The organism is Terrihalobacillus insolitus (genome assembly GCF_028416575.1).
In the GTDB taxonomy this organism is placed as follows: Bacteria; Bacillota; Bacilli; order Bacillales; family Amphibacillaceae; genus Terrihalobacillus; species Terrihalobacillus insolitus.
On sequence record NZ_JAMQKB010000002.1, the window covers coordinates 291,328 to 312,419 of the forward strand.

The 21,092-nt window shown below is 39.5% G+C and carries 20 protein-coding genes; 14 read left to right on the plus strand and 6 right to left on the minus strand.

Annotated features, from left to right (window positions below; translation table 11 throughout):
* Positions 1-151: 151 nt before the first annotated feature.
* From NC797_RS04665 to NC797_RS04675, 3 genes are all read right to left on the minus strand, one after another.
* Positions 152-1,957 carry a M3 family oligoendopeptidase gene (locus tag NC797_RS04665; protein ID WP_272435556.1) on the minus strand — a complete coding sequence of 602 codons (1,806 nt, stop codon included), beginning with the start codon at positions 1,955-1,957 and terminating at the stop codon, positions 152-154.
* 231 nt (positions 1,958-2,188) lie between these two features.
* The gene (locus NC797_RS04670) at positions 2,189-2,431 is read right to left on the minus strand and encodes a phage holin (RefSeq protein WP_272435558.1); all 243 of its coding nucleotides are present in this window, start codon (positions 2,429-2,431) and stop codon (positions 2,189-2,191) included.
* A 273-nt stretch (positions 2,432-2,704) separates the two neighbouring features.
* Positions 2,705-3,169, minus strand: a complete 465-nt coding sequence (locus NC797_RS04675; RefSeq protein WP_272435559.1) for a DUF6884 domain-containing protein — start codon at positions 3,167-3,169, stop codon at positions 2,705-2,707.
* 417 nt (positions 3,170-3,586) lie between these two features.
* On the opposite strand from NC797_RS04675, the gene ilvE reads away from it, so the two are divergent.
* The 11 genes from ilvE to NC797_RS04730 all read left to right on the plus strand — a co-directional run bounded on the left by ilvE (position 3,587) and on the right by NC797_RS04730 (position 14,272).
* The gene (ilvE, locus tag NC797_RS04680) at positions 3,587-4,495 is read left to right on the plus strand and encodes a branched-chain-amino-acid transaminase (protein ID WP_272435560.1); all 909 of its coding nucleotides are present in this window, start codon (positions 3,587-3,589) and stop codon (positions 4,493-4,495) included.
* Between the two features lie 571 nt (positions 4,496-5,066).
* Positions 5,067-6,788, plus strand: a complete 1,722-nt coding sequence (gene ilvB / locus NC797_RS04685) for an acetolactate synthase large subunit (protein ID WP_272435561.1) — start codon at positions 5,067-5,069, stop codon at positions 6,786-6,788.
* Complete coding sequence (gene ilvN / locus NC797_RS04690) at positions 6,785-7,306, plus strand: acetolactate synthase small subunit (protein WP_272435562.1); 522 nt, start codon at positions 6,785-6,787, stop codon at positions 7,304-7,306. The genes ilvB and ilvN overlap by 4 nt, the downstream gene beginning before the upstream one ends.
* A 24-nt stretch (positions 7,307-7,330) precedes the next feature.
* Positions 7,331-8,362, plus strand: a complete 1,032-nt coding sequence (ilvC, locus tag NC797_RS04695; RefSeq protein ID WP_272435563.1) for a ketol-acid reductoisomerase — start codon at positions 7,331-7,333, stop codon at positions 8,360-8,362.
* The gene (locus tag NC797_RS04700) at positions 8,349-9,893 is read left to right on the plus strand and encodes a 2-isopropylmalate synthase (RefSeq protein ID WP_272435565.1); all 1,545 of its coding nucleotides are present in this window, start codon (positions 8,349-8,351) and stop codon (positions 9,891-9,893) included. Before ilvC ends, NC797_RS04700 begins: the two co-directional genes overlap by 14 nt.
* A gap of 34 nt (positions 9,894-9,927) precedes the next feature.
* A complete protein-coding gene (leuB, locus tag NC797_RS04705) occupies positions 9,928-11,034 on the plus strand; it encodes a 3-isopropylmalate dehydrogenase (RefSeq protein ID WP_272435566.1) in 1,107 nt (368 codons plus the stop codon).
* Between the two features lie 178 nt (positions 11,035-11,212).
* Positions 11,213-12,625, plus strand: a complete 1,413-nt coding sequence (gene leuC, locus NC797_RS04710) for a 3-isopropylmalate dehydratase large subunit (RefSeq protein ID WP_272435567.1) — start codon at positions 11,213-11,215, stop codon at positions 12,623-12,625.
* An 18-nt stretch (positions 12,626-12,643) separates the two neighbouring features.
* Positions 12,644-13,225, plus strand: a complete 582-nt coding sequence (gene leuD, locus NC797_RS04715) for a 3-isopropylmalate dehydratase small subunit (protein ID WP_272435568.1) — start codon at positions 12,644-12,646, stop codon at positions 13,223-13,225.
* Positions 13,226-13,428: 203 nt separating this feature from the next.
* Positions 13,429-13,680 (plus strand): stage VI sporulation protein F, encoded by a 252-nt coding sequence (locus NC797_RS04720; protein WP_272435570.1) that lies wholly within the window; start codon positions 13,429-13,431, stop codon positions 13,678-13,680.
* Positions 13,681-13,978: 298 nt separating this feature from the next.
* Positions 13,979-14,134, plus strand: a complete 156-nt coding sequence (locus tag NC797_RS04725) for a YjcZ family sporulation protein (RefSeq protein ID WP_272435572.1) — start codon at positions 13,979-13,981, stop codon at positions 14,132-14,134.
* A gap of 27 nt (positions 14,135-14,161) precedes the next feature.
* The gene (locus NC797_RS04730; protein WP_272435573.1) at positions 14,162-14,272 is read left to right on the plus strand and encodes a YjcZ family sporulation protein; all 111 of its coding nucleotides are present in this window, start codon (positions 14,162-14,164) and stop codon (positions 14,270-14,272) included.
* Between the two features lie 111 nt (positions 14,273-14,383).
* On the opposite strand, the gene NC797_RS04735 is transcribed toward NC797_RS04730, so the two are convergent.
* Both NC797_RS04735 and NC797_RS04740 read right to left on the minus strand, forming a co-directional pair.
* A complete protein-coding gene (locus tag NC797_RS04735) occupies positions 14,384-15,121 on the minus strand; it encodes a ZIP family metal transporter (protein WP_272435574.1) in 738 nt (245 codons plus the stop codon).
* A 233-nt stretch (positions 15,122-15,354) separates the two neighbouring features.
* Positions 15,355-16,536 (minus strand): MFS transporter, encoded by a 1,182-nt coding sequence (locus NC797_RS04740; protein WP_272435575.1) that lies wholly within the window; start codon positions 16,534-16,536, stop codon positions 15,355-15,357.
* A gap of 241 nt (positions 16,537-16,777) precedes the next feature.
* On the opposite strand from NC797_RS04740, the gene NC797_RS04745 reads away from it, so the two are divergent.
* Positions 16,778-17,140 carry a DoxX family protein gene (locus tag NC797_RS04745; protein ID WP_272435576.1) on the plus strand — a complete coding sequence of 121 codons (363 nt, stop codon included), beginning with the start codon at positions 16,778-16,780 and terminating at the stop codon, positions 17,138-17,140.
* Positions 17,141-17,427: 287 nt separating this feature from the next.
* On the opposite strand, the gene NC797_RS04750 is transcribed toward NC797_RS04745, so the two are convergent.
* Positions 17,428-18,582 carry a DEAD/DEAH box helicase gene (locus tag NC797_RS04750; RefSeq protein ID WP_272435577.1) on the minus strand — a complete coding sequence of 385 codons (1,155 nt, stop codon included), beginning with the start codon at positions 18,580-18,582 and terminating at the stop codon, positions 17,428-17,430.
* A gap of 135 nt (positions 18,583-18,717) precedes the next feature.
* Between NC797_RS04750 and NC797_RS04755 the strand changes: the two genes are divergently transcribed.
* Both NC797_RS04755 and NC797_RS04760 read left to right on the plus strand, forming a co-directional pair.
* Positions 18,718-20,154 (plus strand): amidase family protein, encoded by a 1,437-nt coding sequence (locus NC797_RS04755; protein WP_272435579.1) that lies wholly within the window; start codon positions 18,718-18,720, stop codon positions 20,152-20,154.
* A gap of 57 nt (positions 20,155-20,211) precedes the next feature.
* A complete protein-coding gene (locus tag NC797_RS04760; RefSeq protein WP_272435580.1) occupies positions 20,212-21,081 on the plus strand; it encodes a cytochrome c oxidase assembly protein in 870 nt (289 codons plus the stop codon).
* The last annotated feature ends 11 nt before the right edge of the window (positions 21,082-21,092 follow it).

The window sequence follows — 21,092 nt, forward strand, 5'->3', positions numbered from 1 at the left end:
AAAACAAAACAATTGGCCATTCTCATGAACACCGTTAAGGAAACCATTTTCACAATAAATCTCTTTCTCGCACTTCTGACAGGTGCCGATCAACTCTTGCATAAAAAGGTCAACTCCTTTTTTACGATTCCTTTAAGCGGATGTTCAACCGTTAATACGTTGTGTTTCCTTCTGTCAATTTTAAAAATTCTTCAACATCCCTAATACAAATTTGAATTGCCTTTTCCCAAAAATCAAGTTCTTCAAGGTCAATCCCTAAATGTTTTTTTGCCAAATCTTCTACTTGCATTTGCCCAGTATCTCGTAATAATGCTTGATAGGACTCTTCAAAATTATCTTCCCCATCTAAGGCATTCGCGTAAATTCCTAGGCTAAACAAATAACCAAACGTGTATGGAAAGTTGTAAAAAGGTACGTCGGTAATGTGGAAGTGTAATTTGGAAGCCCAAAACATTGGATCGTATTCTTCTAACTCGCCACAGTATGCCTCGGTCTCGGCCCCTACCATTAGTTCCTTTAATTTTTCTACAGATACAAGTCCTTGTTTACGTTCCTCATAAAATTTAGTTTCAAAAAGAAATCGCGCATGAATATTCATAAAGAATGCAACGCTTCGTTGAATTTTATTCTCCAATAAAGCAATTTTTTCTTGTTTGTTTGTAGCTTCTTTCACTGCCGCATCTGCTACTACCATTTCAGCGAAAGTAGAAGCCGTTTCGGCAACATTCATCGCATAACTCTGGTTTATAATATCTAAATCATTCATTACATGCTGATGATAACCATGACCAAGTTCATGGGCCAATGTCGCAATATTGGAAGATGTCCCTGAATAGGTCATAAAAATCCGAGTTTGTTGACTGTCTGGGAAGCTTGTGCAAAATCCACCTGGTCGCTTTCCAGGGCGATCCTCTGCCTCAATCCACTGTTCCTCAAATGCTTTTTTCGCAAAAGATGCCATTTGCGGACTGAACTTTTGAAACTGGTTCATAATAAAATGTGCTCCATCTTGATAATGAAATGTTTTTGTTGAATTGGAAATAGGGGCATCAAGATCATACCAGCTTAATTTTTCAACACCAAGTAATTCTGCTTTCCGCTTTAAATACGAAACAAATGGCGTTTTGTTGTTTTCAATTGCATTCCACATGGCATATAGTGTCTTTTCACTCATCCGATTATACTCAACTGGTTCCTTTAAAACATTATTCCATCCTCTATGCTTATACGTTTGTAATCGAAACCCAGCTAAATGATTAAGCGTTTCACCGAATAATTCCGCATTTGCATCCCATGCTTGTGAGATTTTCTCAAAAACCTCCTTTCGTACATTTCGATCAGGATCACTTAATTTATTAGCTGCTTGGCCCATCGATAAGTGTTTTGTTTGCCCACTTTCACTAATAGGCACACTCATTTTTCCAACAATCGTGTCATACATTTGACCCCATCCATGGTAACCATCAACCCCCAAATCATTGATCATAACCTCTTGCGTAAACGGTAACCTGTCCTTTGCTTTACGGCGTCTTTCATCTAATACAAATGAAACATTTAATATAGGAGGTTGAGCGATTAACTCTTCCCAAACTACATCCGTTACTTCCACTATTTTCTGGTCAAAAGCAGCTAATATTGTCGACTTCTTTGCAGAGAACTCGGATCGCTTTCCAATAAGAAGTTTTGCCTTTTTATCGTTCACATCCTGGGCTGAAAGACAACTGATGTAGGCACTCGATTCTTGAAGCATTTTCGATGTCTTGTTTAGCAAAGAAACAATTGATTCTAGTTCTTCCCTTTTACTAGAATCAGTAGGTACGCTCCAGCGATTCACCCTTTCTGAAAGCCTATCCAATTCTTTATCTAACGCACTCATGTACTCCATTAATTCCCTTGAGTCACTACCACCTTTAAAAATAACGTCTAAGTCCCAAGTAGGTTTATAACCAACAGCCACGTAACCATCTCCTTTTTGTAGATCTTTAGTACAGTAATGCGGTGGGATACCCTTCAACTAGTATACGCTTTTTTTAAAAATGAGGAAATCTATCCCACTTTTCTTTTCAAAATTCCCTGGTTTTTTACTAGCAAAACGTGTGAACGACATTCATACCTAATACTCTATTAGATAAATAAAAAAAGCCCCCAGCAAGAAGAGCTAGGGGGTAAGGTTAACAGTTTTTTTACACTACTTCGCTAATCCTTTTTCCTTTAAAACATCACGTTGTTGTCGTCCTTTTTTCGTTATATAGTTATTTTTAAACCACGCTATAATGGATGATGCAATTGTAAAAAGAAGTGCAAGGAATTGTTCGAGTTCTTCACTTTCGATTGGTAGTGGAGACATATCAAACATAACAAGAATTTGATTTAAAAACGCAACACCTAGAACGACAGTACGAATTAAAGTACCTTTATCCAATTTGGTCACCTCCAACTAGGATAGAATAGATAGCCAATCATATGCACCTTCTTACATTGGCTACTACATTTTTTTCATTTAACATCCAATTTGGAACGGCTTTTCGAGTAATTATGAAAAAAATAGGTAGTGAACCAGTATAATGGAGGGTGTAAATGAAGACCCATCTATTCTTATATCGTATGGATGAGGCGGGTAGGTGTTGAAAACGAGTGTATGCAGGGGGGTAATTCGCTGTAACATCAAAAAAGACACCCCAGTAGGTGACTTTTTGAACATCTTCTATAAATGAATTGGCTTGTGTTCTTCTAATGAACGCTTAAGCATTTGTTGCATATAACCGATCCCTTTTGTTCCTAAAAGTGGAAAAAGTATCGTTCCATTTTCATGAGCTTCAAAGCTTTCTAACACGATAGGTTTGTATTTCTTGCCGGTAAGCACTACTATTTTTTTATACTGTCCAAGTCCTTTGTCTTTCACTTGACTTTGTAAAAAATCTGTTTTAATTACTTCCTTGCTGTTTTGATTAAATGTAACATCATACGGACCATCTACTATGTCATCAGGATCTAAATAACCATACTTTGCAGACAATATGACCCAGCGATCTAAAAACGTGGTTGCATATTGTTCACAAAGCGTATGAAAAGTTCCTATATAAGCCTCTTTTGCACGTACAGGTCCTACATCTTCATTTTTATCCCATATTTTTTTGTTCCCGCATGGAATAATTCCTAATTGTTTCATCAATGTCCCACCCACTATTCTTGTTTGTGCTACAATAAATGATCTTCTAGATGAAACATTACTATATAACCATCTAACTGACCAGTCCGCGCCACCTGTTGAGCTAAAATAAAAAATATGTTTTCGCCTACAGTCACTACTTTTCCCAATATATCAACAATGAAAGCGTTTGCTACTTATCTGACTTATCGCAACTATCAGAAAACTTTTCATTTACCTGTTGACCTTGCTTCAAAATCGCTGTATGATTATCGACAATACAAAAAAATATCATTTTCATATGATTATGTGATTGCATGAAAAAGCGAGCAAAAGTATACCAAAATTTAAAGCTATCGCCAATAGGAAGTTGGCGCCTAAGCAAAGTTTTTCTAAGTTGCTTAATTGATAAAAAAATAGACAGAGAGGAGTGAAAATATGGGCAATCAATGGATCTTCCTTGACGAAGGCTTTGTAAAAAAAGAAGATGCCGTCGTTTCCGTTTACGATCATGGATTTCTATATGGAGACGGGGTCTTTGAAGGCATTCGTGTATATAACGGGAATGTGTTTAGGCTTGAAGAACACCTCAATCGATTAGTTGAATCCGCGCAATCGATTATGCTAGACATCCCATACACAAAGGAGGATCTCGAACAAATTATTGTGGACACTGTTCGAAAAAACCAACTAGAAAATGCCTATATTCGTGTCGTCGTATCACGCGGGGTTGGCAACCTTGGACTTGATCCAACAAATTGCTCCAAACCTCGACTGATCGTCATTGCGGAGTCACTTGCTCTTTTCCCAAAAGAAATGTATGAGCGCGGCATAAAAGTTGCTTCTGTTCCTAGCAGGAGAAACCGTCCAGATGTATTAAGTCCACAAGTAAAATCATTAAATTATTTAAATAATATTCTAGTGAAATTGGAGGCAAACCAAGCTGGCGTTGACGAAGCACTAATGTTAAATGATCAAGGATACGTAACAGAAGGTTCTGCTGACAACATTTTTATTATAAAGAACAATGTAATCTATACACCGCCAGTATATTTAGGTGCATTACAAGGGATTACTCGAAATGCAATTATTGATATAGCGAACCATTTAGACTATGAAATAAAAGAAGCTCCATTCACTCGTCATGATGTGTATGTTGCAGATGAAGTATTTTTGACTGGAACCGCAGTTGAAGTCATTGCAGTTGTTCAAGTAGATGGTCGCAAAATAAAAGACGGAACACCAGGAAATATTACGAATCATTTGCTTTCTGAATTCAGAAAAGTGGTTACAAGTGACGGCGTTCAGTGCTATCATGATACAAAAAGTAGTGCTATCGTTAGTTAAGGAGAAACACGATGCGAGGTAACATTGTACAAAAAGAAACAACATGTGCTTCCCATCGCAGTTTACTATTGTGGACAAATAAATTGTAGACAAAGTATAAAACAGTGGAAAAATACAGAACCTAAATAATAACTTGTTATTTACCGAAAATATGCAAAACTTGTTACTTCTGCCAACACGGGCGGGATAATGAAAATATACTATAATAATTAAATAATTTTCAAATCGATGACGGGAACAAAGGAATAAGAACCTGTATTCACAGAGAGCCGGGGTTGCTGGAAGCCCGGAAATACACCTTATTCTGACTTCATCCCAGAGTGTTAAACGGAACGATTTTTTCTAGTAGGTTTAACCAGGTGTTCCAACTGAGCACCTGTTATCAAAGAGGAACATTATGTTACCTCATAAGGCAGTATTCGTGAGGATGCTGCAAACACAGGGTGGTACCGTGAAAAAGGAAAGGCCTTTTCTCCCCTTCTATTCTGCAATTGTGCAGTTTATTTGGGAGGAAGGCCTTTTTATTATTTAAAAAACGAAATCTAATAAGCTTTTAGGAGGGATTAGAAAAATGAAGGTAGAAGCAGAGAACAAAGTTGACACGAGCACACAACCGAAAACGGGTGCCGATCTTTTTGTTGAATCATTAATAAAAGAAGGTGTCGACACATTATTTGGCTATCCTGGTGGTGCAGTGTTACCGATCTATGATGCCTTATATAAAGCACAAAAATCATTGAATCACGTTCTTTCTAGACATGAACAGGGTTCTATTCATGCCGCTGAAGGATACGCGCGAGTATCTGGTAAACCTGGTGTCGTAATCGCAACCTCAGGTCCTGGAGCAACCAACTTAGTCACAGGAATTGCGGATGCAATGATGGATTCTTTGCCACTTGTTATTTTTACAGGACAGGTTGCGCGTAACGTTATCGGAACGGATGCGTTTCAAGAAGCGGATGTAATTGGAATTACCACTCCCATTACAAAGCATAATTATCAGGTGCAATCATTAAGTGATTTACCAAAGATTATTAAAGAAGCATTTCATATTGCTTCTACCGGCAGAAAAGGTCCCGTTTTGGTAGATATTCCGAAAGATATTTCTGCTAGTCTATTTGAGGAGGTAAATGACACTGACTTTCATCTCCCAGGCTATCAACCAACAACGAAGCCCAATCCTTTGCAAATAAAAAAATTGGCGGATGCATTAGCAAAAGCAAAGAAACCTGTACTTCTTGCTGGTGCTGGAGTACTTCATGGTGGAGCGTCAACAGAATTAAAAACATTTATTGAAAAACATTCTCTACCTATTACGACCACTTTACTAGGTTTAGGAAGCTATCCAGGAGAAGCAGAACTTAGTCTGGGAATGGCAGGAATGCATGGCACATATGCTGCAAACACTGCTTTATACGAATGTGACCTTTTAATAAACATTGGAGCACGTTTTGATGATCGACTAACTGGAAATCTAGCCCATTTTGCTCCTTGGGCCACCGTTGCACACATCGATATTGATCCAGCCGAAATTGGCAAAAACATTGAAACACATATACCTATTGTTGCAGATTCTAAAGAGGCATTGAAAGCTCTATTATCTAATACTGAAGAATCACCCGACCATCAAGAATGGCTCACTGAGTTGAAAAGATTTAAACAAGATTATCCATTGTGGTACAACAATCCCAAAAACGAAATTTCACCACAATGGTTAATAGAAGCCATTCACAAAGTAACGAAAGGCGATGCAATCGTCACAACCGACGTTGGACAGCACCAAATGTGGGCTGCACAGTATTATACTTTTACTAAGCCTGATCGCTGGGTTACATCTGGAGGGCTTGGAACGATGGGGTTTGGCTTTCCTGCAGCAATTGGCGCACAAATAGCGGCACCAGATGAAACAGTTGTGGCAATAGTTGGTGACGGTGGATTTCAAATGACACTTCAGGAGCTTTCGATTCTGCAAGAAAAGGGTCTCCCTGTCAAGGTCATTATTGTGAACAATCAAGCACTCGGAATGGTCAGACAATGGCAAGAATCTTTTTATGAAAAGCGATATTCTGAATCACTACTTACCACGCAACCTGACTTTGTCAAACTTGCTGAAAGCTACGAAATACGTGGTATGAAGATTGACAATCAAGAGGATCTGATTCACGCGCTTCCAGAAGTATTCTCATACGACGGTCCAGTTCTTTTGGATTGTAGAGTACGAAAAGAAGAAAATGTATATCCAATGATTGCACCAGGAAAAGGACTAAACCAAATGATTGGGGTGAAACCATGAAACGCATCATAGCTGCTACCGTACAAAATCGGAGTGGTGTCCTCAATCGAGTGACCGGCCTCCTCCAAAAAAGGCAATTCAATATCGAAAGTATCTCGGTTGGTCGAACAGAAACAGAAGGCGTGTCTAGAATGACTTTTGTCGTAGAAGTAGCAGACAATCAAAAGCTAGAGCAATTGATGAAGCAGCTAAATAAACAAGTGGACGTATTGAAGGTATCGGATATAACGGACAAAGCAATCGTCGCCCGCGAGCTTGCCTTAATAAAAGTAATGAGCAATGGCCAGGTTCGTAACGAAATCCAAGGAATGATTGAACCTTTTCGCGCATCCGTTATTGACATTAGTAAAGATAGCTTAACCGTACAAGTAACTGGTAAGACAGATAAAATTGAAGCACTCATTGACTTATTACGTCCGTATGGGATTAAAGAATTAGCTCGCACTGGGTTGACCGCGTTCTTACGTGGACATCAACCACAAGTTACAGAGCTTGCACCCTATTCTTTATTAAAATAAAAAAATTTGGAAGGATGATTTAAAATGGCAAAAGTACTTTATCACAATGACATTCAAGAAGAGGCATTGAAGAACAAGAAGGTTGCAGTAATTGGTTACGGCTCTCAAGGCCATGCACATGCATTAAACTTAAAGGAAAGTGGTTTTGAAGTTGTAGTAGGATTACGCCCAGGTAAATCATGGGATAAAGCAGTAGAAGATGGCGTACAAGTTGAAACAGTTGCGGATGCAGTAGCACAAGCAGACGTTGTTATGATCTTACTACCTGATGAACATCAACCAAAAGTCTTTGAAGAACACATTAAACCGAATCTTCAAGCTGGTAATGCATTAGCATTTGCTCACGGGTTTAACGTCCATTTCAACCAAATTGTTCCCCCTTCTGATGTTGATGTTTTCCTTGTCGCACCAAAAGGTCCTGGGCATCTTGTTCGTCGTACATTCACTGAAGGCGCTGGAGTTCCAGCTTTATACGGAATTAAACAGGACATTACAGGAACTGCAAAAGAAATTGCACTTGCTTATGCAAAAGGAATCGGCGCTGGCCGTGCAGGTATATTAGCCACTACATTCCAAGAGGAAACCGAAACAGACTTGTTTGGTGAGCAAGCCGTCCTATGTGGTGGTCTTACCAGCCTCGTTAAAGCTGGCTTTGAAACGCTTACCGAAGCTGGCTACCAACCTGAAGTTGCTTATTTTGAATGTATGCACGAATTAAAACTAATTGTAGATTTGATGTATGAAGGTGGACTCGAGTATATGCGGTATTCCATTTCCGACACTGCTCAATGGGGTGATTTCGTATCAGGCCCTCGCATCGTAAATGAAGAAACAAAAGCCCGCATGAAAGAAGTGTTAAGCGAAATTCAAACAGGTACCTTTGCTAAAGGATGGATTTTAGAAAACCAAGTGAATCGTCCACAATTTAATGCTATTAATGCCAAAGAAAATAATCATTTAATTGAAAAGGTGGGTCGTGAATTACGTGAATTAATGCCGTTCGTTAAGCAACCAACCAAATCAAAAAAGGAAGTGGTTTCTAATGGCACACGTTAAAATTTTTGACACTACGCTAAGAGACGGTGAGCAGTCTCCTGGTGTCAATTTGAACCAGCTTGAGAAGTTGGAAATCGCAAAGCAGTTAGAACGATTTGGAGTAGATATTATGGAAGCGGGCTTTCCCGCTTCCTCCAAAGGTGATTTTGAAGCGGTTCGACAGATTGCTAGAACGATTAAAAACACCTCTGTAACTGGTCTTGCACGAACAAAAAAATCAGATATTGATATTGCTTGGGATGCATTGAAGGATGCAGAAGAGCCAAGAATTCACATTTTTCTAGCAACCTCCCCTATTCATATGACATATAAACTAAAAAAGACACCCGATGAGGTTATTCAAACAGCGGTAGAAATGGTTTCTTATGCTAAGCAAAAATTTACGCATGTTGAATGGTCAGCAGAAGACGCTTGTCGATCGGACCTTGATTTTCTTGCCCGGATTGTTGAAAAAGTCATCGACGCTGGAGCTACCGTAATCAATCTACCAGATACAGTTGGTTACATTACTCCAGAAGAATATGGAAATGTATTCCGTTATATGAAAGAAAACGTACCAAACATTGATAAAGTTTCCCTATCTGCTCATTGTCATGATGATCTAGGTATGGCAGTCATCAATTCCATTGCGGCCATCGAAAATGGAGCAACCCAAATCGAAGGAACAATCAATGGTATTGGTGAACGTGCTGGAAATGCTGCACTGGAGGAAATTGCAGTTGCACTAAACATTCGAAATGATAAATATAAACACACTACCAACCTTGTTCTAAATGAAATAAAACGCACCAGTGACCTTGTAAGCAAATTCACTGGCATGATTGTCCCTCCAAACAAAGCAGTTGTCGGTCGTAACGCTTTCGCACATGAAGCAGGTATTCACCAGGATGGCGTGTTAAAAAATGCTTCCACATACGAAATTATTACACCTGAAATGGTCGGTATCCATTCAAACAATCTTGTACTTGGTAAACATTCTGGGCGCCATGCATTTAAAGATAAAGTAATACAACTAGGCTACCAATTATCAGAAGAAAAAATAACCGAAGCTTTTCAATCCTTTAAATTGTTAACAGACCGCAAAAAAGAAGTAACAGATGAAGATCTTTTTACAATACTGACGGATGTTCAAACCGAGTCAATCAATGTTGCAAAATACGAGTTGAACGCATTTCAGGTTCAATATGGAACATCAAACCTACCAACAGCTACTGTAGCTCTAACCACTCCAGATGGAACAAGGGTGGAAACAGCGGGCACAGGTGCTGGAAGTGTAGAAGCAATCTACAATACACTAGAAGCACTCATTAGAGAAGAAATTCATTTAACTGACTACAAGCTTAATTCGATCGGTAAAGGTCGTGATGCACTTGCCGAAGTTCACGTCCAGCTCACAGTGAATGATACACCTGTTAGTGGCCGTGGATCTGCTCAAGACGTATTAGAGGCATCAGCACACGCTTTTCTTAACGCGGTTAACCGCGTTTTACTCAATCAAACCTTAGCCGAAAGAAAAAAAGCGCATATTTAATTGTTAGTCCCATATAAACAAGGAGGTATATCCCTTGAAAAAAAACATTGTGTTATTACCGGGTGACGGAATTGGGCAAGAAGTCATTGCCGCTGCTAAAGAAGTTTTAGCAGCGATTAGCGACCAATTCAATCACACATTTACCTTTGACAAACAAGATATTGGGGGAACTGCTGTTGATAAACACGGCACCCCCCTCCCTTCTCAAACAGTCGAAGCTTGTAAAAAGGCAGACGCTGTGTTGCTCGGGGCAGTTGGTGGGCCTAAATGGGATCAGCTTCCTTCCCACCTTCGCCCCGAAAAAGGGCTACTTGGCATACGTAAAGAGCTAGGATTATTTGCAAATCTACGCCCGATTAAAGGGTTTGACCAGCTTTTGCACGCTTCTCCACTAAAAGAGGAAATCGTAAAGGGTAGCGATCTATTAATCGTTCGCGAACTTACGGGTGGTCTTTATTTCGGAAAACCAAGTGAGCGTCGCAACAATGGCAACTCAGTTGTAGACACACTAGCTTATGATCGTTATGAAATTGAACGAATTGTTGACAAAGCTTTCCAGAGTGCCCGGCTAAGAAGAAAACATCTAACATCTGTTGACAAGGCTAATGTCTTGGAATCTAGTAAACTATGGCGTGAGGTTGTCGAAGAAAAGAAAACTGCTTACCCAGACGTAACGGTTGAACACGTGTTAGTAGATGCTGTTGCGATGAAACTAATCACAAACCCCACTCAGTTTGATGTTATTGTAACAGAAAATATGTTTGGTGATATTTTAAGTGATGAGGCTTCCGTATTAACAGGTTCATTGGGAATGCTTCCGTCTGCTAGCCTACGAGAGGATGGGATTGGTCTTTACGAGCCTGTACACGGATCGGCGCCAGATATTGCAGGGAAAGGAATCGCTAACCCACTAGCCATGATCATGTCCGTAGCCCTTATGCTTCGTCATTCTTTTCAGTTGGAAGAAGAGGCAAATGCAGTAGAAGAGGCTGTTAAGGCAGTGCTCAAAGACGGATATCACACAGCTGATTTAAAAATAGAAAACGGACAATTGGTTGGAACAAAGGAAATGACCAATCTAGTCGTCGAGCGTCTTTCCTCGAAAAGTGCAACAGAAAGTATTCAGAGCTGCTATGTTTAATCTTTAAATGGTTTTAGGGTTTTAGACCCCCACCTCTAAGCGAAGCGTAGGTGGGAATTTCCAATCAGGTGGAGTCGAGACTCCACCTGATTCCCCGATGTTTCAGCTTGCTGAAACGAGTTCGCTCGTCGTTTCTGCTTCACGAGCTCAAATATTTTACAAGTAAGGAGTTGATACAATGAAAACACCGAAAACGATCGTAGAAAAGATATGGGAACGTCACGTTGTTCATCAGGAAGAAGGGAAACCTGATTTATTGTATATTGACTTACACCTCGTTCATGAAGTAACCTCTCCCCAAGCCTTTGAGGGGTTACGTATGAATGGACGTTCGGTTCGACGACCAGATAAAACCTATGCCACAATGGATCATAATGTTCCAACAAGGGAACGACACATTATTAGAGATCAGATCTCAAAAACCCAAATGGATACACTGAAACAAAACTGTCAACAATTTGGCATTTCATTAGCAGACATTGATCACCCAGACCAAGGAATCGTTCATGTCATTGGTCCTGAACTTGGATTAACACAGCCTGGAAAAACAATCGTCTGTGGAGATAGCCATACATCCACACATGGTGCATTTGGTGCACTTGCATTTGGGATTGGCACGAGTGAGGTGGAGCACGTTTTAGCCACACAAACATTGTGGCAAGCAAGACCCAAAACTTTAAATGTCAAAGTAAACGGGAAGCTTGGACTTGGCGTTACAGCTAAAGATTTAATTCTAGCCATCATTGCTCAAAATGGTGTCCGTTTTGGAACAGGTTACGTTATAGAATATACAGGTGAAGCGATACGAAACCTTTCAATGGAAGAACGAATGACCGTTTGTAACATGTCGATTGAAGCAGGCGCCCGAGCTGGGTTAATCAGCCCCGACAAAACAACATTCGAATACTTGAAAGGGAAACGCCACTCCCCTGAAAATTATGAAGAAGCTGTTGCAAATTGGAAAGAACTCGCAACCGACAATGGCGCCACCTATGATGCAACAGTAGAAATAAATGCTGATGAAATCGAACCACAGGTGACATGGGGTACCAATCCAGGTATGTGTATTCCTGTAAGCGCCTCTGTTCCGCACCCTGAAGCAGCTGCATCTGCAAACGCAAAGGAAGAAACAGAGCGAGCTTTAGAATATATGGGATTAGAAGCCGATCAGCCCATTTCTTCTGTGAACATTGAGCACGTCTTTATCGGCTCTTGTACTAATTCAAGGTTAAGTGACCTTCGTAAAGCAGCGGATATCGTAAGCGGTAAGAAAGTAAAAGATGGCGTTCAAGCGATTGTCGTACCTGGTTCACATAGCGTGAAAACAGCTGCAGAAGCAGAAGGTCTAGATGCTATTTTCAAACAAGCAGGATTTGAATGGCGAGATGCTGGTTGTAGCATGTGCCTTGCAATGAACGATGATGTAGTTCCACCGGGTGAACGCTGTGCATCAACATCCAACCGCAATTTTGAAGGTCGGCAAGGAAATGGCGCTCGCACCCATCTTGTTAGTCCAGAAATGGCAGCTGCTGCAGCAATTGAAGGTCATTTTGTTGATGTTCGCAACTATAAGCAACCAGTTACAAATTAGGATAGGAGGTCTTTACGAATGGAACCAATAAAGAAGCATAAAGGGCTTGTATACCCGTTAAATCGATCCAATATAGACACAGATCAAATTATCCCGAAGCAATTTTTAAAGCGAATTGAACGACAAGGTTTTGGTCAGTTTCTTTTCTTTAATTGGCGATTTTTTGATGACGGTACACCTCGTGAAAATTTTTCATTAAATGATGACAAATACAATGATGCCTCCATACTTGTAGCTGGTGAGAATTTCGGTTGCGGTTCTTCACGCGAACATGCTCCATGGGCTTTACAGGATTTTGGCTTTAAAGTAATCATCGCTTCAAGCTTTGCAGACATCTTTTATAACAATTGTATTAAAAACGGAATTCTTCCCATTGTTTTAAATGAGGAAACCGTACAAAAATTAATCGTTAACGGTTCGAACGAAAAATACGATATAACAGTGGATTTAGAAAGACAGATAGTAGAGGATGAAAACGGCTTGCAAGCAACATTCGACATCACCCCTTACCAACGCCAGATGCTACTGAACGGATGGGATGAAATCGCAGTAACTCTGACACACGGAGATAAAATTGATCTGTATGAATCGACCCATTGATTTTTCAAGACAAGTCGAACTCACGTTGAGAACAACCCTAGTCACATAATTGACTAGGGTTGTTTTTTACTTGTAATGCGCCTCCCCACACTAGCCCACTTCCATATAGAGGTGTTCAAAAACACCCACTTATAGACAACGGTCTAATCAATTTTTGATGCATTTGCATACGATGAACCAAAGCGAGAAAGGAGTGTGCTATAGTGAGTGACTTATTTAAAAAAATAGAAAAAAAGACCGGAGTCAAAATGGATGACGTATCAAAAATTGCTAATTCTTTTAGCAAAAGTGATTTAAAAGATGAAAAATCCATTCGGAAGTTAGTCAGACAAGTTTCCAAATTATCTGGAAAAAAAGTCCCGAAACAAAAAGAAGATATGATCGTCAACATGCTATTAAAAAATAATTCAAAAATTGACTCTTCTACTATTTCAAAAATGCTTGGTAAAAAATAACGTAATGTTTACACTCCCAAGTTTATTCACTATCATCCTACAATTCACTAAAACACTTAATCAGCCTCAACTTTCTTTACAAGGGATGAGGAAGCAAATTCTTCCTCATCTTACATACACTTGCACATTGATGCTAGATGTGGCTAACTAGTCGATCGACGTCATCCACATGTAAATAATTTTATCATTTCTCCTACGAAAAAAATGAGCCCACTTTTTCAAAACTCCTACATTCGCCTTTTCACATTGTAGGTTATCTACATACGATAAACATATAAGGTACTAAGGAGGTGCTTTCATGGGACATTTCCACGGTAACTATGGCTACGGACATGGTTATGGTTACGGGTATGCAGGTGGTGGTCATAACAACGGGTTTATTTTGCTCGTAGTTCTCTTTGTCCTATTAGTAATAGTTGGAAATAACTATCCAATTGGTCATGGGGTCGAATAAATCAACATTTTATAGGAGGTGACAAAAATGGGATACGCAGGCGGATTTGGTAACAACGGTTTCATCCTTCTTGTTGTTATCTTCGTATTACTCGTTATCGTTGGGAACAACTACCCAATGGGTGGAGACATTTATTAATTGAAAATGTATCCGACGTCAGAACAATGGCGTCGGATCCTTTATTCACCTCTTTACATAATGACGTAATCATAGCTATCATCCTTCTCAGCATAATCTTGTTGTACTTTTTTAATAATGGTGCAGGAATAAAGATATAAAAACACCAGTAGCGGTAATAAAACCTACGCTTGGTCCACCCTCTTTATACGCTTCAGGCATCATCGTTGATGCAACCATTGCAATGATTGCCCCACCTGCAAATGCACTCATGATCGCTTTGATACTATTTGATGTTCCGTCCAAAAACAACGCGCCTGCAAGGGAACTAAGTGCAGAAAAAACAACAACAAATATCCACATGATCAGTATTTTGCGGTTAGAAAACCCACTTTTCTGGAGACCGTAAGTACTGGAAAGTCCTTCAGGGAAATTACTTATAAAAATAGCAATTACTAATGCAAAACTAACCGACTGTCCCCCTACTAAGCTTAGTCCAATCATTGCAGACTCTGGCAGTGTATCCATAATTGTTCCAATAAACGTTCCTAATCCTGCACCAGATTTTGACTTATTCTCACCACTTTGATCCGACCATTTTCGTTGATTCCCTCCACTATGGGATACCCACATGTCCAATAACGTAAAAAGAAGTGCGCCACCTAAAAAACCGATAGCAACTTCCTTAAAACCGCTAAGTTTCAATGCGTCACCTAATAACTCATAGGTCGTAGCGCCAATAAGTGCTCCTGTTCCTAATGCCATAATAAAGCCGATCAATCGCTTTGGCACCGAAAGAAAGATAACTGTTAACGCACCAAATAATGTTGCAGATGCTGCAATTGTTCCCCAAAGGATCGCACTCCACATCGTTTCGTATCACGTCCTACCTAATGTAATTTGTGTTTTTGCAGCACACTTATTACTGCTACACTTTATTTCTTGGAATTTTATTGGTAGCCTGCAAATTGGCTGATGATATATTGCTATCACTATTTTTATTCAGTTTTCGAAACAATATTCAGACTTGCAATTTCTCCAAAAAAATCGAACCTGATTCCAGGCTCGATTTCTAAGTTTAAATTCGTAGTAATTCCGTTTTGTTATCCTCTTACATTTGGTTTCACAACCATTTCTTTGCCATATGGCAGGATGTGATAAACGGTAAGTAAACCAGTTCCAATCAATGCAATCATCCCTAGTACAAAATAGAGTGTTCCACCACCGAATGAATCGATTAACGCCCCACCTAAAAGGGAGCCAATGATACCCGATATTCCGAAAAAAACCGTCACAAACATAAGGTGTCCTGTAGCCTGTAAGGTTGTTGGAATTAATCGGGTGATGTAATCAAAAGCAGTTACATAAAACACGCCAAAGGTCAATCCATGCATGAATTGAAAAGCAAAAATTAATATCGGTACGTCTATAGCAGCATAAATGAACCAGCGTATCGAGTAGAGAAGACCCGCAGCAATAATGAATACAAATGGATGGTAACGTCGAAACCAAACACCTGCTAGTGCAAATACCAATGCTTCACTTGCAACCCCGATGAACCATGACAATCCAATCAATCCTTCACTTCCACCAAGCTGGTCAATATACAAGCCTATGAAACTATCATTCGTACGGTGTGTCAATGTGACAAACATGATTAGAAAAAGAAAAATGAAAAAAGGGCGATTCTGGAATAATTGCTTTACGTCCTTCAGTTGTATTTTCGTAGATGTTTTCACTTTAATATCGGTCAAAGAAAAACAAACAAACAACGCTGCAAGGCCGATCAACAAATATGGCCACATAATGTATTCAATTCCGACTGCCGATAAAACCTCTCCCATCACTAAGGAAGAGGTTGCAAAACCAATCGACCCCCACGTTCTAATCCCACCAAATGATATCCCGAGCATACTGGCTCTTCGTTGCGCTAAGCTATCCCCCAACGCTCCAATCGGCGATGTGAAAAAATAAAATACAAATCCCATCAACAACAAAGGCCCAAACAAATTCATTTGAAAAAAAACAGTACTGCTGATTAATAATCCTACGATACAAATCAGTAACATCCGTTTGACAGTCTGGTATTTATCACTCATATATCCCCAAAAAGGCTGCGAAATGATAGCGGCTAAAGGTCCAATCGCAAGTACCCAGCCAATTTCCTTTCCATCCAAACCTTTGTACTGCAAATACAACGGCAAAAAACTAATAATAATGGTATTCGATGCATGAAAACTAAACAATAAACCTTTTAACGGTAATAAACTTTCTTCCTTTGGCAACGAAACCTCTCCCCTGACTTCTGTAAATAATTTGATTTCAGCAAAACGGTAACAGTTAACGTCTACTCAATATATCACTTTTTTATGTCTAATTCTATGTTTTATTGGGTGTCTATTCCGTTGGGAGATATCAACTATTATCTGGTTACTTTTCTATCACACTTTCAAAGATAAAAATTTCGGAAAGGTTGTCTTTCCTTTTGCATATGTATGTGGTAAAGGAAAAAGGAGGTGTTTGAACATGAGGGGTTCGTATCACACACTAGATCTCATTCGTTATGCGGTTAGCTATGTCTTCATTACATCGGGATTAATAAAATTATTAGTTGGTGACTATATTCAGATTTTTTCAAATCTCGGAATTCCAAGCCCAGAAACAGTCGTCCTTCTCGTTGGACTTACGGAAATTATTTGTGGATGCTTGATTCTCTTTAAAAGGTATATCAAACAAGCTACCATTATACTATTCATTATTGTAATTGGTGCATTTTTGTTTGCAAAAGTACCAATCCTACACCAAGGTTTCCTACAGTTTGCCTTTGAAGCAAGACTGGATATTGTCCTGCTTGTACTGCTTACGATCCTATGGCGAAGTCACAAGTAAAAAAATCCGTTCTCAAGAACAAATTTGGTGATGTTACATTACTAGAAAATCTAAGCGGACTGAGAAGCCGTTATTTTCAAAAAAAAGGCTGATTTCGATGATTAAGCGGACTCACAGGCCGTTATTTGCTATAAAACGGCTGAAAACGGCTGGATTTTTGGCAAATAGCGGCCTCTCAGTCCGCTAAACTCGCTTAAACCTCGGATTTTTGGCAAATAAGGGCCTCTCAGTCCGCTAAATCCACCAAAACCACAGATTTTTGCCAAACCCGCCACTAGCAAACATTTTCACTCGCGAGCATCTATTAATTTTCCTTTATGCAGTTCTTTTTTCAGGATGATTATTCCCAGTTTACGTCCATACTTAGCCAATAGTCGTGCTTCATAAGGTGTTACAATACTTATAACTGTTCCAGCAGAAGCGGAGCCAAGCCTACCTGTTCTGCCAGCTCTATGAACATATTGGGTAACATCCTTAGGAAGATCCAAATTTATAACATGGGTTAAATCAGATATGTCTAATCCTCTGGCCGCGACGTCTGTTGCAAGGAGAATAGGATATATTCCCGATCGAAATCCTTTGATCGCATTTTCTCGATCCTGCTTCTTCGTATCGCTATGTAATACACCCACACATGATCCTTTATACTGAAGTTTCTCTGCTAATACAGACAGATTCCCGATTTCTTTCACAAAAACGAGTGCCTTCAGTTCCTCCGTTCTGATCATTTTCCTTAGGACGTCTATTTTATCTCTTTGTTCACACACAACATACACATGCTCCACATTTGGCTGATTTTTTGCTTCCTGAATCTTTATGATCTTTGGGTTATTCATAAAGGATTTAGCTTCGTCTTCAATGTTTTGAGGTAATGTAGCTGAAAATAATACGACTTGTCGATCACTTAATGTACTTTTGATAATACTTTGAATCTCATTCTTATGCTCAGGTACGAGCAATTGATCACCTTCATCCAATACAATGGTTTTTACCTCATGCATTTTAAGCTTTTTTTGCTTTATCAATTCGAAAATACGCCCAGGTGTGCCTACGATAAACTGCGGACGTTTTTTTAATTTCTCCAACTGCCTTTTCATGCTGGCGCCACCGATAAGTGATGCACTCCAAAACTCGCTTCCCTCTGTCCATTTTTGTAGCTCTTGATGGATTTGCATAACCAATTCGTGAGAGGAAGCCAATATAACAACTTGTACATTCTTACTGTTTTCTTCCATAATTTGAAGTAAAGGTAGGAGATACGCTAATGTTTTTCCGCTTCCAGTTGGGGATTCAGCTATCACGTCCTTTCCATCGAATATTAATGGAATTGCTTCACGTTGTATCGCAGTTCGTTCGGTAAAGTTTGATCTTTTCCAGATCCTCTGTAAAAAAGGGTGCATTAATGAAAAAAACGCTTTTTCATCTTGTAGTTTATTATTCATAATATGGATATCCTTTCTTTAAAAAAGTATAGCTTATTCACAAATGTTTCACTAAAAATAGATTTTGAAACTTTTGCTAGTAAAAAATAACCATTATAATAGAGGTTATAGACATATTTATTGAGGGGGATTATCGTGAACCAATCATACACTACTATTCAAGAAATGCAAAAGGCAATGGAAGCAAACCAAACAACATCGCTAGAATTAACCAAAAATTATTTAGAACGTATCGCCAAATATGACAAAAGTGGGCCTAGTATTAATGCGATTTCGGAAATAAATCCAGATGCTTTACATATTGCAGAAGCGTTAGATGCGGAAAGAGTGACGAAGGGTGTAAGGGGGCTACTTCACGGGATCCCTATTTTGTTGAAGGACAACATTGACACAGGGGACCACATGCATACTAGTGCTGGTTCAGTTGCACTTGAAAATCATTTTGCAGAAGCGGACTCGTTTGTTGCAAAAAAACTACGTGAGGCAGGTGCTGTTCTTTTAGGAAAAGCAAACTTAACGGAATGGGCAAACTTCATGACAGAAGGGATGCCTAACGGATATAGTTCACGTGGTGGGCAGGTATTAAACCCATATGGCCCAGGCAAATTTGATGTTGGTGGTTCAAGCTCAGGACCAGGTGCGGCCGTAGCTTCAGGCTTTGCAGCAGGGGCAATTGGAACAGAAACGAGTGGTTCGATTCTTAGCCCCGCAAGCAGTAACTCAATCGTCGGTATAAAGCCAACAGTCGGATTAATTAGCCGTACTGGAATTATCCCAATCGCACACAGCCAAGATACAGCTGGCCCGATGACGTTAACAGTAACCGATGCAGCTATATTACTCGGTGTATTAACTGGAGTAGATGACAAAGATCCTGCAACTGCGATTCGTATAGAAAAAGCGGACAAGGACTACACAAAAAACCTAAATAAGGATGGCTTAAAGGGTGCAAGAATTGGGGTTGATCGTAATTACCTTTCCGATATAGATTCAGAAGACTTAGCATTAATTGACCAAGCACTAAAGGAAATGACAAGACTAGGAGCAGTGATTGTCGATCCAACAGAAATCCCAGTTAAGATGCAGGGTTCCAGTGTCCTTTTTCATGAATTTAAAAAGGATGTAAACGCCTATTTAGCCAAGGTGTCTGCAAATGTCCCTGTTCATAGTTTAAAGGATGTTATCAAGTATAATGAAAAACATGCTGGACAAGCACTAAAATACGGACAGACTTTATTAACAGCCTCAGAAGAAAAAAATGGTACACTGACAGAACCAGAGTACATCATAGATCGGTTGAATGATCTTAGATTATCCCAAACAGAGGGCATCGACGCCGTCATGGAAGAGCATAAATTAGATGCTTTACTATTTTGCAACAACTATGGTGCAGGAATCGCCGCCAAGGCAGGTTATCCCTCCATTACTGTGCCAGCAGGATACACTGCTTCAAATGGCAAGCCTGTGGGAGTAACATTTACAGGTAAAGCTTTTACAGAGCCTAAATTAATTGAACTGGCTTATGCGTATGAACAAGGAACAAAGCATCGGAAGGCCCCGGTGTTGGATTGAACAACCTCTATTAAAGTTCTCAAAGAGGTTTTTTAAATAAAATAAGGGAGGAATTTTTTGTTTAGTCAGCTTTTAGTTTATTATAGTTTTAATGACTTTTGGCATCCTGAATGGATTTTGATAACGGTAGCGGTGGCTGGAATCTACTTGCTTATTGTCGGTCCGTTTCGTCACCATTTCCCTAACTCTTATCCATTTCGAATGTATCGTAAAATTTTATTTTTGTCTGGATTGCTTATAGGATACATAACGCTAGGAAGTCCACTAGAGCTTCTCAGTTCATACTTATTTAGTGTTCATATGCTGCAAATGTCATTACTTTATTTCGTAATGCCGCCACTAATTCTGTTTGGTACTCCAGGTTGGTTGTTACGACCGTTGTTGAACATACGTTTTATAAAAGCAATTGTTACAAAATTTAATCGTCCATGGATCATCGTTGTAGTCTTTAATATGGTTGTTTCCTTTTATCATTTTCCGGTTATCTTTGATTATTTTGCAGCGGCCAATCCATTATATGATAGTATTGTCCATTTTGTTATGTTAGTCGGCGCTTTTTGTATGTGGTGGAACATCATATGTCCTTTGCCAGAAATGGAACGCTTTTCTGATTTGTTAAAAATCGCCTACATATTGTTAAATGTCATACTGCTATATCCAGTATGTGTGGTGATCATGTTCTCTAGTTCCGTCATGTATGAAACCTATGTCAATGTACCACAATTGTTTAGCTTTTTACCGACTCTTGAGGATCAACGGGCTGGTGGAGTTGTGATGAACGTTATCCAAGAGTTCACATTGGCAATTGTTCTTTTGCCAATTGTTTATCGTTGGGTTCAGAAGCAAAAAGCTAAAGACCATAGCACAGACCCGCTTCAACCTACACCGGATGTACAATCATTGAAGAAAGATCATTGGCAAGAATAACTCTTATCAGA